This window comes from Burkholderia sp. 4M9327F10, from assembly GCF_005503145.1.
Lineage (GTDB): Bacteria > Pseudomonadota > Gammaproteobacteria > Burkholderiales > Burkholderiaceae > Paraburkholderia.
On the sequence record NZ_SCNV01000106.1, the window covers coordinates 1 to 14,639 of the forward strand.

The 14,639-nt window shown below is 60.2% G+C and carries 15 protein-coding genes; 13 read left to right on the forward strand and 2 right to left on the reverse strand.

Going from position 1 to position 14,639, the window contains the following annotated elements; all coding sequences use genetic code 11:
- Both FFS45_RS40205 and FFS45_RS40210 read left to right on the forward strand, forming a co-directional pair.
- Positions 1 to 680, forward strand: a 680-nt coding sequence (locus FFS45_RS40205) for an NAD(P)-dependent oxidoreductase (protein WP_137960159.1), incomplete at its 5' end; no start/stop codon positions are given.
- A gap of 93 nt (positions 681 to 773) precedes the next feature.
- Positions 774 to 2,366 (forward strand): ABC-F family ATPase, encoded by a 1,593-nt coding sequence (locus FFS45_RS40210; RefSeq protein ID WP_137960160.1) that lies wholly within the window; start codon positions 774 to 776, stop codon positions 2,364 to 2,366.
- 389 nt (positions 2,367 to 2,755) lie between these two features.
- Here the strand turns inward: FFS45_RS40210 and FFS45_RS40215 are convergent, their stop codons facing one another.
- Positions 2,756 to 3,160, reverse strand: coding sequence for a hypothetical protein (locus FFS45_RS40215; protein WP_137960161.1), 405 nt, complete (start codon positions 3,158 to 3,160; stop codon positions 2,756 to 2,758).
- 470 nt (positions 3,161 to 3,630) lie between these two features.
- Here FFS45_RS40215 and cyoA point away from each other — a divergent pair, with 470 nt between their 5' ends.
- The 6 genes from cyoA to FFS45_RS40245 all read left to right on the forward strand — a co-directional run bounded on the left by cyoA (position 3,631) and on the right by FFS45_RS40245 (position 9,593).
- Positions 3,631 to 4,497 carry a ubiquinol oxidase subunit II gene (cyoA, locus tag FFS45_RS40220; RefSeq protein WP_137960170.1) on the forward strand — a complete coding sequence of 289 codons (867 nt, stop codon included), beginning with the start codon at positions 3,631 to 3,633 and terminating at the stop codon, positions 4,495 to 4,497.
- Between the two features lie 3 nt (positions 4,498 to 4,500).
- The gene (gene cyoB, locus FFS45_RS40225) at positions 4,501 to 6,510 is read left to right on the forward strand and encodes a cytochrome o ubiquinol oxidase subunit I (protein ID WP_137960162.1); all 2,010 of its coding nucleotides are present in this window, start codon (positions 4,501 to 4,503) and stop codon (positions 6,508 to 6,510) included.
- Between the two features lie 2 nt (positions 6,511 to 6,512).
- The gene (gene cyoC, locus FFS45_RS40230) at positions 6,513 to 7,118 is read left to right on the forward strand and encodes a cytochrome o ubiquinol oxidase subunit III (RefSeq protein ID WP_137960171.1); all 606 of its coding nucleotides are present in this window, start codon (positions 6,513 to 6,515) and stop codon (positions 7,116 to 7,118) included.
- Complete coding sequence (gene cyoD / locus FFS45_RS40235; protein WP_137960163.1) at positions 7,119 to 7,451, forward strand: cytochrome o ubiquinol oxidase subunit IV; 333 nt, start codon at positions 7,119 to 7,121, stop codon at positions 7,449 to 7,451.
- Between the two features lie 212 nt (positions 7,452 to 7,663).
- Positions 7,664 to 8,854, forward strand: coding sequence for a nitronate monooxygenase family protein (locus tag FFS45_RS40240; protein WP_137960164.1), 1,191 nt, complete (start codon positions 7,664 to 7,666; stop codon positions 8,852 to 8,854).
- Between the two features lie 85 nt (positions 8,855 to 8,939).
- Positions 8,940 to 9,593: an OmpW family outer membrane protein gene (locus FFS45_RS40245; protein ID WP_137960165.1), complete on the forward strand. Its 654-nt coding sequence runs from the start codon at positions 8,940 to 8,942 to the stop codon at positions 9,591 to 9,593.
- 120 nt (positions 9,594 to 9,713) lie between these two features.
- On the opposite strand, the gene FFS45_RS40250 is transcribed toward FFS45_RS40245, so the two are convergent.
- Positions 9,714 to 9,917: a DUF1289 domain-containing protein gene (locus FFS45_RS40250; RefSeq protein ID WP_137960166.1), complete on the reverse strand. Its 204-nt coding sequence runs from the start codon at positions 9,915 to 9,917 to the stop codon at positions 9,714 to 9,716.
- A gap of 46 nt (positions 9,918 to 9,963) precedes the next feature.
- Between FFS45_RS40250 and FFS45_RS40255 the strand changes: the two genes are divergently transcribed.
- The 5 genes from FFS45_RS40255 (at position 9,964) to FFS45_RS40275 (ending at position 14,483) form a co-directional block, all read left to right on the forward strand.
- Positions 9,964 to 10,158, forward strand: coding sequence for a hypothetical protein (locus FFS45_RS40255; protein WP_137960167.1), 195 nt, complete (start codon positions 9,964 to 9,966; stop codon positions 10,156 to 10,158).
- Positions 10,159 to 10,372: 214 nt separating this feature from the next.
- Entirely contained in the window at positions 10,373 to 11,473 is a 1,101-nt protein-coding gene (locus FFS45_RS40260; RefSeq protein WP_249363124.1) for a polyamine ABC transporter substrate-binding protein, read from the forward strand.
- Positions 11,474 to 11,572: 99 nt separating this feature from the next.
- The gene (gene potA, locus FFS45_RS40265; RefSeq protein WP_171029895.1) at positions 11,573 to 12,739 is read left to right on the forward strand and encodes a polyamine ABC transporter ATP-binding protein; all 1,167 of its coding nucleotides are present in this window, start codon (positions 11,573 to 11,575) and stop codon (positions 12,737 to 12,739) included.
- Positions 12,736 to 13,665, forward strand: a complete 930-nt coding sequence (locus FFS45_RS40270) for an ABC transporter permease subunit (protein ID WP_137960168.1) — start codon at positions 12,736 to 12,738, stop codon at positions 13,663 to 13,665. The genes potA and FFS45_RS40270 overlap by 4 nt, the downstream gene beginning before the upstream one ends.
- Entirely contained in the window at positions 13,665 to 14,483 is an 819-nt protein-coding gene (locus FFS45_RS40275) for an ABC transporter permease subunit (RefSeq protein ID WP_137960169.1), read from the forward strand. Before FFS45_RS40270 ends, FFS45_RS40275 begins: the two co-directional genes overlap by 1 nt.
- The last annotated feature ends 156 nt before the right edge of the window (positions 14,484 to 14,639 follow it).

Genomic DNA, 14,639 nt, shown 5'->3' on the forward strand with positions numbered 1-14,639 from the left:
GCTTATTAGGCCGCAGCGCCGGCGACGGCGGCGCGATGAAGCGCCCGCGCTGGATCGTCGATCACTCGAGCATCCCGCCCGCGGCCACACGCGCGCTCGCGCAGCGTGCGGCGGCCGCCGGCGTGGGCTGGGTCGACGCTCCCGTTTCCGGCGGCGTGGCGGGTGCCGTGGCCGGCACGCTGGCTGTGATGGCCGGCGGCGCCGCGGCAGACGTCGCAGCCGTCACGCCTCTGCTTGCCGCCTATGCAGCGCGCGTGACTCACATGGGCGCGGTCGGCGCGGGCCAGACCACCAAACTGTGCAATCAGGCCATCGTCACCTCGACCGTTGCCGCCATCGCCGAAGCCGTGAGTCTTGCGCAGCGCAGCGGCATTGACGCCGCGCGGCTGAGCGAGGCGCTAGCGGGCGGCTGGGCTGACTCGGTGCTGCTGCAAACCTTCGTGCCGCGCATGACCCAGGCCGGTTTGCCGCCGATCGGCGCCTTCAGGACCTTCCAGAAGGACGTCGACACGGTTGCGGCCGCCGCGTGGGAGACCGGCACGCCGATGCCGGTCTCCGCCACGGTCCAGCAACTGCTGCGGCTGGGCGCGGCAATGGGGCTCGCCGAGGCGGATCTGTCGGCATTTATCGACGTCCTGCAGACGCCGCGCGGCGTTTCCAGCCCGACCGACGGCGGATGAATGCCCATGCGCGGGCTAACTTCTTGATAACCTGCTAAAATATTGGGTTGTTCGCCGCAAACCGCTGGAAACCAATTCGTCAAAGGACGCGCCGTGCTGTCTACCGCAAATATCACCATGCAATTCGGGCCTAAGCCCCTTTTCGAGAATATCTCGGTCAAATTCGGGGAAGGGAACCGCTATGGCCTGATTGGTGCGAACGGCTGCGGCAAATCCACCTTCATGAAGATCCTCGGTGGCGATCTGGAACCGAGTTCGGGCAACGTGATGCTCGAACCTAATGTGCGCCTCGGCAAGCTGCGCCAGGACCAGTTCGCGTACGAAGACGTGCGCGTGCTCGACGTCGTGATGATGGGCCACACCGAAATGTGGGCCGCCATGACCGAGCGCGACGCGATCTACGCGAATCCGGACGCCACCGACGACGACTACATGCACGCCGCCGAACTCGAAGCGAAATTCGCCGAGTACGACGGCTACACGGCCGAAGCGCGCGCGGGTGAGCTGCTGCTTGGCATCGGCATTGCAATTGAAGACCACAACGGCCCGATGAGCAACGTGGCGCCGGGCTGGAAGCTGCGCGTGCTGCTGGCACAGGCGTTGTTCTCGAAGCCGGACGTGCTGCTGCTGGACGAGCCGACCAACAACCTGGACATCAACTCGATCCGTTGGCTGGAAGACGTGCTCAACCAGTACAACTCGACGATGATCATCATCTCGCACGATCGACACTTCCTGAACCAGGTCTGCACGCACATGGCGGACATGGACTACGGCACGCTGAAGGTCTATCCGGGCAACTACGACGACTACATGCTGGCCAGCACGCAGGCCCGCGAGCGTCAGCAGAACGCCAACGCCAAGGCGAAAGAACGCGTTGCCGACCTGCAGGACTTCGTGCGCCGCTTCTCGGCGAACAAGTCCAAGGCCCGCCAGGCGACCAGCCGTCTGAAGATGATCGACAAGATCAAGATCGAGGAATTCAAGCCGTCGTCGCGGCAGAACCCGTTCATCCGCTTCGAGTACGAAAAGAAGCTGCACAACATCGCCGTGGTGGCCGATACCATTACGAAGAAGTACGACCGCACGATTTTCAGCAACTTCAGCATCAGCGTGCAGCCGGGCGAGCGCATTGCCATCATCGGCCAGAACGGCGCGGGCAAGACGACGCTGCTGCGTTCGCTGCAAGGCGGCGTAGCGACGGACCACGGCACGGTGAAGTGGGCGGAAAACGCCAACATCGGCTACATGCCGCAGGACACGTACGAAGAGTTTCCGGACGACGTCACGCTGATGGACTGGATTGACGGCTACCGCAAGGAAGGCGACGACGAGCAGATGGTGCGCGGCACGCTCGGCCGGCTGCTGTTCAATGCGGACGACATCCGTAAATCGGTCAAGGTGCTCTCGGGTGGCGAGAAGGGCCGCATGATCTGGGGCAAGCTGATGCTGGGCCGCCACAACGTGCTGCTGATGGACGAGCCGACCAACCACATGGATATGGAATCGATCGAATCGCTGCAGATCGCGCTCGACAAGTATGAAGGCACGCTGATTTTTGTGTCGCACGACCGGGAGTTCGTGAGCGGGCTGGCGAACCGGATTATTGAAGTGCGTACGGACGGCACGCTGTATGACTTCGGTGGTAATTACGAGGATTTCCTGGCTAGCCAGGGGGTGCAGTAACTGTCCTGGGACGCTCATTCATGTGACGTCATTGTCCCGCGCTCATTACGAAATTCGAAGCGGTGATCGGCCACTTATGCAGGTTACCGTGCGTTCGTAGTTCGGTCGCACGCGATGTGCTGAACGCTGTGCCATGATGTCTGATTCTGTGTGCGTGCATGACGCTCCAAAATTGCGGAGTGTTTTGGCGTTGAGTCCATGTAACAGGAGCGCAAAATAAAAGCGCCGGCCAGGTTGCCCTGGCCGGCGCTTTTTTATTGCTGCACTGCGCGTTCAACGGAGCGCCGTTGCAGCTATTTCGGTCTTTGAGTCCAGCCCTGAATCTCTGACAGCGGACAGCCGGCCGCGGCCCAACTCGAGCGGGCAACTGCATATATCGACTTCCGTCATTAACCGGAATGGAACCCGCCGCCGCGCCACTCTCCCTTGAAGTTGCCGACCGTAGTGCCGCCCGTGTCCTTACCAACGAATCCTTCCGTGACGACGGCGAGCAGGAAGTAGGCGAAGCTTTGGCGCACCCCGTCTTTGGCGAAGTCGTATTGTTCGCCAATTGCGAGGTTGAGGTAATAATTGACCACGCTACGCACATCCTGCGCGGGTCCCTTGATTCCTCCCGCAACTGAGTCGACGAGGCGGAGAATTTCAGCCTTCACGGTATCGAAATCCTGAGTTTCCGATGCGCCTTCCTGCTGCGCTACTTCATGCAACTTGTTCGCTGCATGTGCCAGTGCGGGCTTCGGGTCTGGGCTATTCGGGTCCAGCTTTTTGGCGGCGGTCAGAAGATTCTCAAGCATCGTATTCCCTCCGTAAGTAATGAAACGTGCAATCCGTTTGGCAGAGTGATGTCGGACATGAACAGCGGGCGGTAGTCCGCGTTCTTTATCCGCTGCGGCGCTTCGATACGAGGCCAAAGAAAAGCGCCAGCGAATGACCCTACCTTATCCACACCGCACCGCATGCGGAATCCACTGTTCGTCACGACGAAGTGCCGGGTTGTTTTTCACGGGCGGCGATGCTGTGTCGCGGTGTCGATTTCCCCGCAGCTTCATGTCCCGCGTGCGTCATTCCCGCCTCCACAAAAAATGACAACTCCTTTCCACTTTCCTTGGCCAGGATCAAATTTCGCCTGAGCCTTCGCTCGTAGAATCCGGCGGCGTACGCGTTTAACCGCGTTGATTGCGTGTCCCAAAGACGCAGTGGATCTCGGGGGTGTCTCTATGAAAAGCAGGCAGATATGAAGAACGAGGGAATCCTTAACAACAGGATGTGGCTACCGATCGGGACCGCGCTGGCTGCATGCCTCGCCGGCTGCAGCAAGCTCGACGTGCTCGATCCCAAAGGCAGCATCGGGGCGGCGGAGAAATCGCTGATCGGCACAGCGACATTCACCATGCTGCTGGTCGTCGTGCCGGTCATTCTCATGACCCTCTGGTTTGCGTGGCGCTACCGGGCCAGCAACCGCCGCGCGACCTACGCGCCGAAATGGGCGCATTCCACCGCGATCGAGGTGGTCATCTGGACGGTGCCGTCCATCATCATCCTGTGCCTCGGGGTGCTGACATGGCGAACCACCCATGAACTCGATCCCTACAAGCCGCTCCAGTCGGCCGTGAAGCCGATCAACGTCGAGGTGGTGGCACTCGACTGGAAATGGCTCTTCATTTATCCGGATCTCGGCATCGCATCGGTCAATCAACTGGCTTTTCCGGTGGGGACGCCCGTTCACTTCGTGATCACGTCGGACTCGGTCATGAACTCGTTCTTCATTCCGCGACTAGGCAGTCAGATCTACGCCATGGCGGGCATGCAGACGCAGTTGCACCTCGTGGCTGACGAAGCTGGCGATTACGCAGGCGTGTCGGCCAACTTTAGCGGCAGGGGCTTCTCCGACATGAAGTTCCGCGCGCTCGCCACCAACCCCGAGCAGTTCAACGCATGGGTTGAGAAGGTCAAGGCGTCGTCCGGCCGGCTCGACATGAACGAATACAACACGGTGGCACAGCCGAGCGAGAAAGAGCCGGTGCGTTATTTCTCATCGGTCGATCCGAAGCTGTTCCACAACATCATTGCGAAGTACAACAACGGCAATGTTCTCGATCTGCAGAACAGCAATTGCGGTACGAGGGGGTAACACATGTTCGGAAAACTGACACTTTCGGCGATTCCGTTCGATCAGCCCATCATCATGGGCGCGGGCGCGCTGATGGCGGTCCTTGTCCTTGCCACGGCGGGGGCATTGACCTGGTGCGGCAAATGGAAATGGCTGTGGAGCGAGTGGTTGACCAGCGTCGATCACAAGAAGATCGGCGTGATGTATATCGTGGTCGCCGTCCTGATGCTGCTGCGCGGCTTTGCCGACGCCGTCATGATGCGTCTGCAACTGGCGCTCGCCTATCACTCGCCGGGCTATCTGCCGCCGCATCACTACGACCAGATCTTTACGGCACACGGTGTCATCATGATTTTCTTCATGGCAATGGCGCTGATGGTAGGTCTGTTCAACCTGATCGTGCCGTTGCAGATCGGCGCGCGCGACGTCGCATTCCCGTTCCTGAATTCGCTCTCGTTCTGGATGACCGCGATCAGCGCGATCCTGATCAATCTGTCGCTGGTGATCGGCGAGTTTGCGCAGGTCGGCTGGCTCGCCTATCCGCCGCTCTCTGAACTTCAGTTCAGCCCGGGCGTAGGGGTGGATTACTACATCTGGAGCCTGCAGTTGTCCGGAGTCGGCACGCTGATTACCGCCATCAACTTCTTCGTCACCATCGTCCGGATGCGCGCGCCCGGCATGTCACTGATGAAGATGCCGGTATTCACGTGGACGGCCCTGTGCTCGAACGTGCTGATCATGGCGACGTTCCCGATCCTGACCATCGCGCTCGCGCTGCTCGGTCTGGACCGCTACGCCGGCATGCATTTCTTCACCAATGACGGTGGCGGCAACGCCATGATGTATCTGAACCTGATCTGGGCCTGGGGTCACCCGGAGGTCTACATTCTGGTTCTGCCGGCGTTCGGTATCTATTCGGAAGTGATTGCGACGTTCGCGAAGAAACCGCTGTTCGGCTACAAGACCATGGTCTATGCCACGTGCGTGATCACGGTGCTGGCGTTCCTCGTCTGGCTGCACCACTTCTTCACGATGGGCTCCGGCGCGGACGTCAATGCGTTCTTCGGCATTATGACCATGGTCATCGCCATTCCGACCGGCGTAAAGATATTCAACTGGCTATTCACGATCTATCGCGGGCGCCTCGAATTCACCACGCCCGTGCTCTGGACGATCGGCTTTATGGTCACCTTCACGATCGGCGGCATGACCGGCGTGATGATGGCGATTCCCGGCGCGGACTTCGTCCTGCACAACAGCTTGTTCCTGATCGCCCACTTCCATAACGCGATTATCGGCGGCGTGGTGTTCGGCTACCTGGCCGGCGTCCACTACTGGTTCCCGAAGGTGTTCGGCATCAAGCTGAACGAGAAACTCGGCAAGGCCGCCTTCTGGTTCTGGTTCGTCGGCTTCTATGTGTCGTTCATGCCGCTCTATGTGCTCGGTTTCATGGGCATGACGCGCCGTCTGAATCACTATGACAACCCGGCGTGGCATCCGTACCTGATCGTAGCGGCTTGCGGCGTGGTGCTGATTGCGCTCGGTGTGGTCTGCCAGGTTCTGCAGGTAATCGTTAGCGTGCGCAATCGCAAGCTGCCGGAGTATCGCGATGTCACGGGCGATCCGTGGAATGGCCGCACGCTCGAATGGGCCACTTCGTCGCCGCCGCCGGTCTACAACTTTGCCGCCATCCCTGTCGTGCATGAGCTCGATGCGTTCACGCATATGAAGGAAACGGGGCAGGGCCTTGGCGGGCAGGCGGTGTATCGCGCGATCCATATGCCGTCGAATACCCGTGCCGGTTTCTTTATCGGCATGTTCAGCCTGGCACTCGGTTTTGCCGGGGTCTGGCATATCACGTGGCTTGCTGTTGCGGCGCTCATCGGCATCATGGCGACCGTGATCGGGCGCAGCTTCGGCCATGACGACGGCTATTACATCCCGGCCGAAACGGTCCGCAAGACCGAGGAGCAGGGTGGCAGGACAAGCGAAACGAAGCGCGACGAGCGGTTTGCCGCTGCGGAGGTCAACTGATGATGCAGAACACTAATCTCGCCGCGCTCGGCGAACTGGAGAACGAGCACGCGCCATCCCACTCGGTATTCGGGTTCTGGCTGTATCTGATGACTGACTGCGTGCTGTTTGCATCGCTATTCGCGGTGTTCGCTGTGATGGCGCATCAGTTTGCGGGCGGGCCAACCGGCAAGGATCTGTTCGATATCCCGGGTGTCGCTTTGGAAACGGCGGTGCTGCTGCTCAGCAGTATCACCTACGGTTTCGCAATGCTCGGCGCGCACAAGCGCAAGTCGGGCACCGTGCTCGCATGGCTGGTGGTGACTTTCGTGCTGGGTCTGGCGTTTCTCTGGTTCGAAGTGCAGGAGTTTTCGCACCTGATCGCCGAAGGTGCGGGCCCGAGCCGCAGCGCGTTCCTTTCGTCCTTCTTCACGCTGGTCGGTACCCATGGCCTGCACGTGAGCGTGGGCCTCATCTGGATGGTCGTGCTCGCCGTGCAGATTGTCCTCAAGCCCGAGATGTCCGAGCGCGAGATTACGCGCCTCGCATGCCTGAGCCTCTTCTGGCACTTTCTGGACATCGTGTGGATCTGCGTGTTTTCGTTTGTCTACCTTGGGAGCGTGCTCTAAATGGCTCAAACACATTCGTTTCATGAAGAGGAGGCGCACGGCAGCGCACTCGGCTATATCGCCGGGTTTGTGCTGGCAGTGTTGCTGACAGCCGCGTCGTTCGGGCTAGTCATGCGCGGCGTTCTGCCGCCACAGACGGCGATGGCTGCGCTAGCAGTGCTGGCGACCGTGCAGATCGTGGTTCATCTGGTGTTCTTTCTGCATCTGAACACGTCGTCGGGCCAACGCTGGAATGTCATGGCGCTGGTTTATACCGTGGTGGCCGCGCTTATCCTGGTCGGCGGGACAGTGTGGGTGATGCATAACGTCAGCATGAACATGATGTCGCGCTAGCGCTTCCACGCAGATTGGGTGAGAGTGCCGCCCAATCGTGTCGCAACACGCGGGGCACGTTGCCGCCCCAGTCCTGATGTTCAAACATCCATGATGCAGGTCAAGCGGGCGCGCATCCCATCCGGTGCGCGCCCGCTTTGTTTGATGCGCCGCAATGTGCGCACCGCCCCATTGGCGAGTATGGACGTTTTATCTCGTCGACACGGGGCAACATGTACTCATCTCATTCCTTTGCACCTCTGGTCATTCGCGGCCGCACGCTGCTGCCGATCGTTCAAGGTGGCATGGGGGTCGGCATCTCGGCACACCGGCTAGCCGGTAGCGTGGCACGTGAAGGCGCGCTGGGCACCATTGCCAGCATCGATCTGCGTCACCATCACGCCGACCTCGTCGAACAATGCCGGGAGAATCCGGCGCGCGAGACGCTCGAGGCCGCCAATCTCACTGCCCTCGCACGCGAAATTCGTGCGGCCCGCGTGTTGAGCGAAGGACACGGCATGATCGCAGTCAACGTGATGAAGGCGGTCAACGCCCACGCCGACTATGTGCGGGTTGCCTGCGAGAGCGGCGCGGACGCGATTGTGATGGGCGCCGGTCTGCCGCTCGACCTGCCGGATATGACGCAAGGCCACGACATCGCGTTGATCCCGATTCTCTCCGACAGCCGCGGCATCGCCCTCGTACTGAAGAAGTGGCTAAAAAAGGGGCGCCTGCCCGATGCGATCGTGATTGAACACCCGGCGCACGCGGGTGGCCATCTCGGCGTGACGAATCTCGCGGATATGCAGGATGCGCGCTTCGACTTCGCGCGGGTGCTCGAAGAACTGCAGCCGGTTTTCACCTCGCTCGGCCTGAGCCGCCAGGACGTGCCGCTGATCGTGGCAGGCGGCATCAACAGCCACGAGGCCGTGCGTACCTGGCTCAGTGCGGGCGCCAACGGGGTGCAGCTCGGCACGCCGTTCGCGGTGACCGAAGAGGGCGACGCTCACCCCAATTTCAAGCGCGTGCTGGTGGAGGCGACTCCGGAGGACATCGTCGAATTCGTCAGCGTCACCGGACTGCCGGCGCGCGCCGTGAAGACGCCATGGCTCATGCGCTATCTGCGTAACGAGACGCGCATTCGCGACAAGATCGGCACCTTGAAGAACACCTGTCCCACTGCGCTCGAATGCCTGAGCGTCTGCGGCTTGCGCGACGGCATCGAAAAATTCGGCCACTTCTGCATCGATACGCGGCTTGCCGCGGCGTTGCGTGGCGATGTCGCCAATGGCCTGTTCTTCCGCGGCCGCGAGGCGCTGCCATTCGGCCATGCGATTCGCAGCGTGCACGACCTGATCGAGCTGCTGCTGACCGGCGTAGCGCGACCGGCTGTCGCAGGCCGTTGGGCGTTCTCGCTCGGTTGACGAGGGTCAACACGGCGAGCGTTCAGAGAATCGACAATCCCCGCAGTTATCAATGCTCAACGAATGACCAACGACGGGGATTAACATGAAGAACAAAATTAAAACCACGCGCAAGGCCGCGGCAATCGTATTCTGCCTGTTGGGCATGGGACTCGCCATGCCGCAGGCTCACGCCGCCGATGACGACCTCAACGGCATTCACGCGGGCGACGTGCTGGTGCGTTTGCGGGCCATCAGCATTATCCCGAACGTGTCCACTAACAACACGCTCTCGGCGCTGAACGTGGGCGTCAACAACGCGATCGTGCCGGAACTGGATCTGACCTACATGATTCGCGATTACCTCGGGGTCGAGCTGATCCTGGGCACGTCGCGCCATCAGCTGACGTCGAGCCTTGGCAATCTGGGCGGCGTGAACGTTTTGCCGCCCACCTTGCTGCTGCAATATCACTTCAACCACCAGGGCCGGATCCGCCCGTATCTCGGTGCAGGTGTGAACTACACGTATTTCTACAACAATGGGTTGAATGTCAACGGCCAGCCGATTTCGATCACCAACCACAGCTTCGGGCCGGCCTTGCAGGCGGGCGTCGACGTGCAGATCACCAAATCGCTGTTCGTCAATGCCGACGTCAAGAAGATCTGGATGAGAACCGACGCGTCGCTTGGCGGCACATCGCTGGGCCGGCTGGATATCGACCCGGTCGTGGTCGGGCTTGGGGTCGGCATGCGCTTCTGATAGCCGCACCAGCAGAAACCTGCAGGAACTGGCAGGAACCAGCAGACCAGGACGCCGGATATCCCGGCGTTTTTTCATGGCGCGCCGCGACTCGCGCGGCGGACCAAGGCCGATGCTGCCTTACAGCTTGTCGTACTTGAAACGCATTGCCGTGCCCTCCTGTTCGATGCGCACCCACACCGCACGCTTTTCCTCATCGGTCAGGAAAACCCAGTTCGCCACCTCGGCTGCCGTACGCCCGCAGCCCTTGCAGACTTCGTCAAAAAGGGTGGAGCAGACGCCGATGCACGGGCTATCCGGAAGAGCATGAAGATTTGAAGCCATCGAAAACCTTGGGACGAAAAGCAGGAAGGTGAGGCTATGTTAACTGATGCTGGAGTTTCGTTCCGGGCAAGGTCGCGTCCCCGCGGCGCAGCGTCCCGGCGTTGCAGCGTCAATTTTGAACGGGTTATTCTTACAAATTGACTTCAATTGGCTTCATTTCCTGTCGAAATCCGCCCATGCAAAGCGCCTGACCCGCGCCATTGCCGAAGGCGTTTTTTTCCATATGGACATGCGCCAATAACCCGCTAAAATTGCGCGCAATTTTGTCTGCGCGTGGCTAGCCGGTCTGACCGCGCAAGCCGCATACGCTGTACCCTTTGCGCGACAGCCTGGTATTTTTTTTGAAGCGCGCAATAATTAGTGGTAGTTTTCGGGTTTTTCAGGGGAGCCGCGAGCAGTGCGCCGCGGCACGTGGAGTGGACGGTCGGCTGAGGCTGACAGGATCGGAGAACGGGATGAAAAAACTGGTGGTGCGCCAACTGGCGGCGCTGGTGCTGTGTGCCACGCCGTGGCTGACGGCAGCAGCAAAAGATACGCAATTGAATGTGTATAACTGGTCCGACTACATCGCCAAGGACACAATCCCGAACTTTACCAAGCAGACCGGCGTCCAGGTCAAATACGATAACTACGACAGCGACGACACGCTGCAAGCCAAATTGCTGACCGGCAATTCCGGCTATGACATCGTGGTGCCGACCAGCAATTACGCCGGCAAGCAGATTGCGGCGGGCATTTTCGCCCCGCTCGACAAATCGAAGCTGCCCAACCAGAAATACCTCGATCCTTCGCTGATGGCGCTCGTCGCCGGCGCCGATCCGGGCAACAAATATGCCGATCCGTGGGCCTATGGCACGACGGGTCTCGGCTACAACGTCACCAAGGTCCAGCAGATCCTCGGCAAGGATGTGCCGCTGAACAACTGGGACATCCTCTTCAAGCCCGAATACATCTCGAAGCTGAAGGCCTGCGGCGTCTCGGTGCTGGACGCGCCTGACCAGGTGTTTGCGGCGGCGCTGCACTATATCGGCAAGGACCCGATGAGCACGAACCCGGCCGACTACCGTGCCGCGCTCGAGATGATGAAGAAGATCCGTCCGTACATCACGCAATTCAACTCGTCGGGCTACATCAACGACCTGGTGGGCGGCGACATCTGCTTCGCTTACGGCTGGTCGGGCGACGTGGTGATTGCCAAGCACCGTGCGGTGGAAGCGAAGAAGCCGTACAAGATCGAGTACTACATTCCGAAGGGCGGTGCGCCGGTCTGGTTCGACGTGATGGCGATTCCGAAGGACGCGAAGAACAAGGAAGCCGCACTCGAGTGGATCAACTACATCGAGACGCCGCAGGTCCACGCCGCGATCACGAACGAGGTCTACTACCCGAGCGCGAACCTGGAAGCGCGCAAGTATGTCGACAAGGACGTGGCGAACGATCCGGCCGTCTATCCGCCGCCTGAAGTCATCAAGACGCTGTTCCTGCTGAAGCCGCTGCCGCCGGAAATCCAGCGTCTGCAGACGCGGCTGTGGACCGAGTTCAAGTCCGGCCGCTGACGCCTGCGGCCGCAATGAGCAAAGACTAGGCATCATCCCGAAGCCCCCGGTGTTCACCGGGGGCTTTGTTCGTCAAACGCAGGAGTGAAGTAGCAAATCATGAGCAGTGACCAGTCGGGTGCGCTGGCAGGGGCCGGCACGCCGCCCCCGGGCAGCTATGCCGTTGCGAACGACGCAGCGGAAAACTTCGTGCAGATCGTCGACGTCGTCAAGAAGTTCGGCGAGACGGTTGCAGTCAAGCAGGTGAGCCTCTCGGTGAAGAAGGGCGAACTGTTCGCGCTGCTGGGCAGTTCCGGCTGCGGCAAGTCGACGCTTCTGCGGATGCTGGCGGGTCTCGAGAGCGTGACCTCGGGCAAGATCCTGATCGACGGTGAGGACCTGGCGCAGATGCCGCCGTATCGCCGGCCGGTCAACATGATGTTCCAGTCGTATGCGCTGTTTCCGCACATGACGGTCGAAGCGAATGTCGCCTTCGGCCTGAAGCAGGAAGGCGTGGCGAAGGCCGAACTGAAGGAGCGCGTGCAGGCGGTGCTCGATCTGGTGCAGATGGGGCGCTTTGCCAAGCGCAAGCCGCATCAGCTCTCGGGCGGCCAGCAGCAGCGCGTGGCGCTCGCGCGCAGCCTGATCAAGCGGCCCAAGCTGTTGCTGCTCGACGAGCCGATGTCCGCGCTCGACAAGCAGATTCGCCAGCGCACGCAGATCGAGCTGGTGAACATTCTCGACAAGGTCGGCGTCACCTGCATCATGGTGACCCACGATCAGGAAGAGGCGATGACAATGGCCGGGCGCCTCGCGGTGATGAGCGAGGGCGAGATCGTCCAGCTGGGCACGCCGCATGAGGTGTACGAATACCCGAACAGCCGGTTTTCGGCGGAATTCATTGGCTCGACCAATCTGTTTGACGGCACGGTGGTCGAGGACGAACCGGATCACGTGTTCGTCGAGACCGCCGACCTGCCGGTGCGCCTGTATGTGAACCACGGCATTACCGGACCGCTCGGCATGCCGCTGACGATCTCGGTACGGCCCGAGCGCATTGCGCTGACGCGCAAGCCGCCTGAGGGCGCCTACAACTGGGGCAAGGGCGTGGTCACGAATATCGCCTACATGGGCGGCTACTCGCTGTATCACGTGAAGCTCGACGGCGGCAAGATGGTGGTGGCGAACGTCACGAGCCTCGCGCTCTCCGAGATCGATCCGCCGACATGGGGCGATGAAGTTTATGTGCGCTGGAGCGCTTCTGCGGGTGTGGTGCTGACGTCATGAAAAGCGCGCTGAGCTCATTTGCGTCCTGGCCGGTGCGGCGCTTCGGCCTGACGGGCCGCACGGCCGTGGTGGCCGGACCGTTCATCTGGCTGCTGCTGTTTTTCCTCGTGCCGTTCCTGCTGGTCGTGAAGATCAGCTTTGCCGATCTGCAGCTCGGCATTCCGCCGTACACGGAGCTGACCTCGTTCCAGGACGGCGTGCTGCATATCGCGCTGGACCTGTCGCACTACGCGTTCCTGCTGACCGACAGCCTGTACTTTGCGACCTATGTGAATTCGGTCGTGGTGGCGGCCGTCTCGACGCTGCTGTGCCTGCTGCTCGGCTACCCGATGGCGTATTACATTGCGCGCTCGAACCCAGCCACGCGCAACATCCTGATGATGGCGGTGATGCTGCCGTTCTGGACGTCGTTCCTGATTCGCGTCTACGCGTGGATCGGCATTCTCAAGAACAACGGGTTACTGAATAACTTCCTGATGTCGATTGGCCTGATCCATACGCCGATCGAGCTGTATCACACCAACACGGCGGTTTATATCGGCATGGTGTATTCGTACCTGCCGTTTCTGGTGATGCCGCTGTACGCGCACCTTGTGAAGATGGATATCACGCTGCTGGAAGCGGCCTACGACCTGGGCGCGAAACCATGGAAAGCGTTCTGGCAGATTACGCTGCCGCTGTCGAAGAACGGGATTATTGCGGGCTGCCTGCTGGTGTTCATTCCGGCGGTTGGAGAGTACGTGATTCCGGAATTGCTGGGCGGAGCGAATACGTTGATGATTGGCCGCGTCATGTGGAATGAGTTTTTCGACAATGCCGACTGGCCGATGGCTTCCGCGGTGACGTGTGCGATGGTCTTGCTGCTGCTGGTGCCGATGGCGTTCTTCCAGTACTCGCAGGCGAAGGCGCTGGAGGAACGACGCTGATGAAGCCGAACCGGATTTTGCAGATCATTGCGCTTGGGATTGGCTTTCTGTTTTTGTACATCCCGATCGTCAGCCTGGTGGTGTATTCGTTCAACGAATCGCAACTGGTGACGGTGTGGACGCATTTCTCGACGCGCTGGTACGCCGCGCTGCTGCAGGATGACGAACTGATTGCGGCGGCATGGCTGTCGTTGCGGATTGGCTTGATGACGGCGTTTGCTTCGGTGTTCATCGGCACATGGGCGGGGTTTGTGCTGGCGCGGATGGGGCGGTTTCGCGGCTTCACGCTGTATACCGGGATGATCAATGCGCCGCTGGTGATTCCCGAGGTGATTCAGGGGATCTCGCTGCTGCTGCTCTTCATTGAAATGGCGAAATGGCTTGGCTGGCCGGCCGGACGTGGGGTGTTCACGATCTGGATCGGGCATGTGATGCTGTGCATTTCGTATGTGGCCATTATTGTGCAGTCGCGGGTGCGGGAGTTGCATCCATCGCTTGAAGAGGCGGCGCTGGATCTCGGGGCTACGCCGTTGCGGGTGTTTTTCTTCATTACGTTGCCGTTGATTTCGCAGGCGCTTGTTGCTGGGTGGCTTTTGTCTTTTACCTTGTCTATTGACGATCTCGTGCTGTCTGCGTTTTTGTCTGGGCCTGGGTCTACTACTTTGCCGCTCGTTGTTTTTTCTCGGGTTCGGCTCGGGTTGAATCCTGAGATGAATGCGCTTGCTACTCTGTTTATTGCAGTGGTTACTGTTGGGGTTATTGTTGGGAATCATTTTATGCAGCGTGGTGAGAGGAAGAGGATGGCTATGGCGGTTTGAGGTTTTTTTTTGCCTGCGCGGCGCTTTTGGTTGGCATTCCTGGGGTGTTGGCCTTTCCTTGTTGTCTTATTGGTTTATTAGCGTTGCCCCTGTGCGGGGCGGCATGAAGTGGTCAAGTAATGCTGGACACTTTTTCCGCCTTCCACCTTTTCTGCA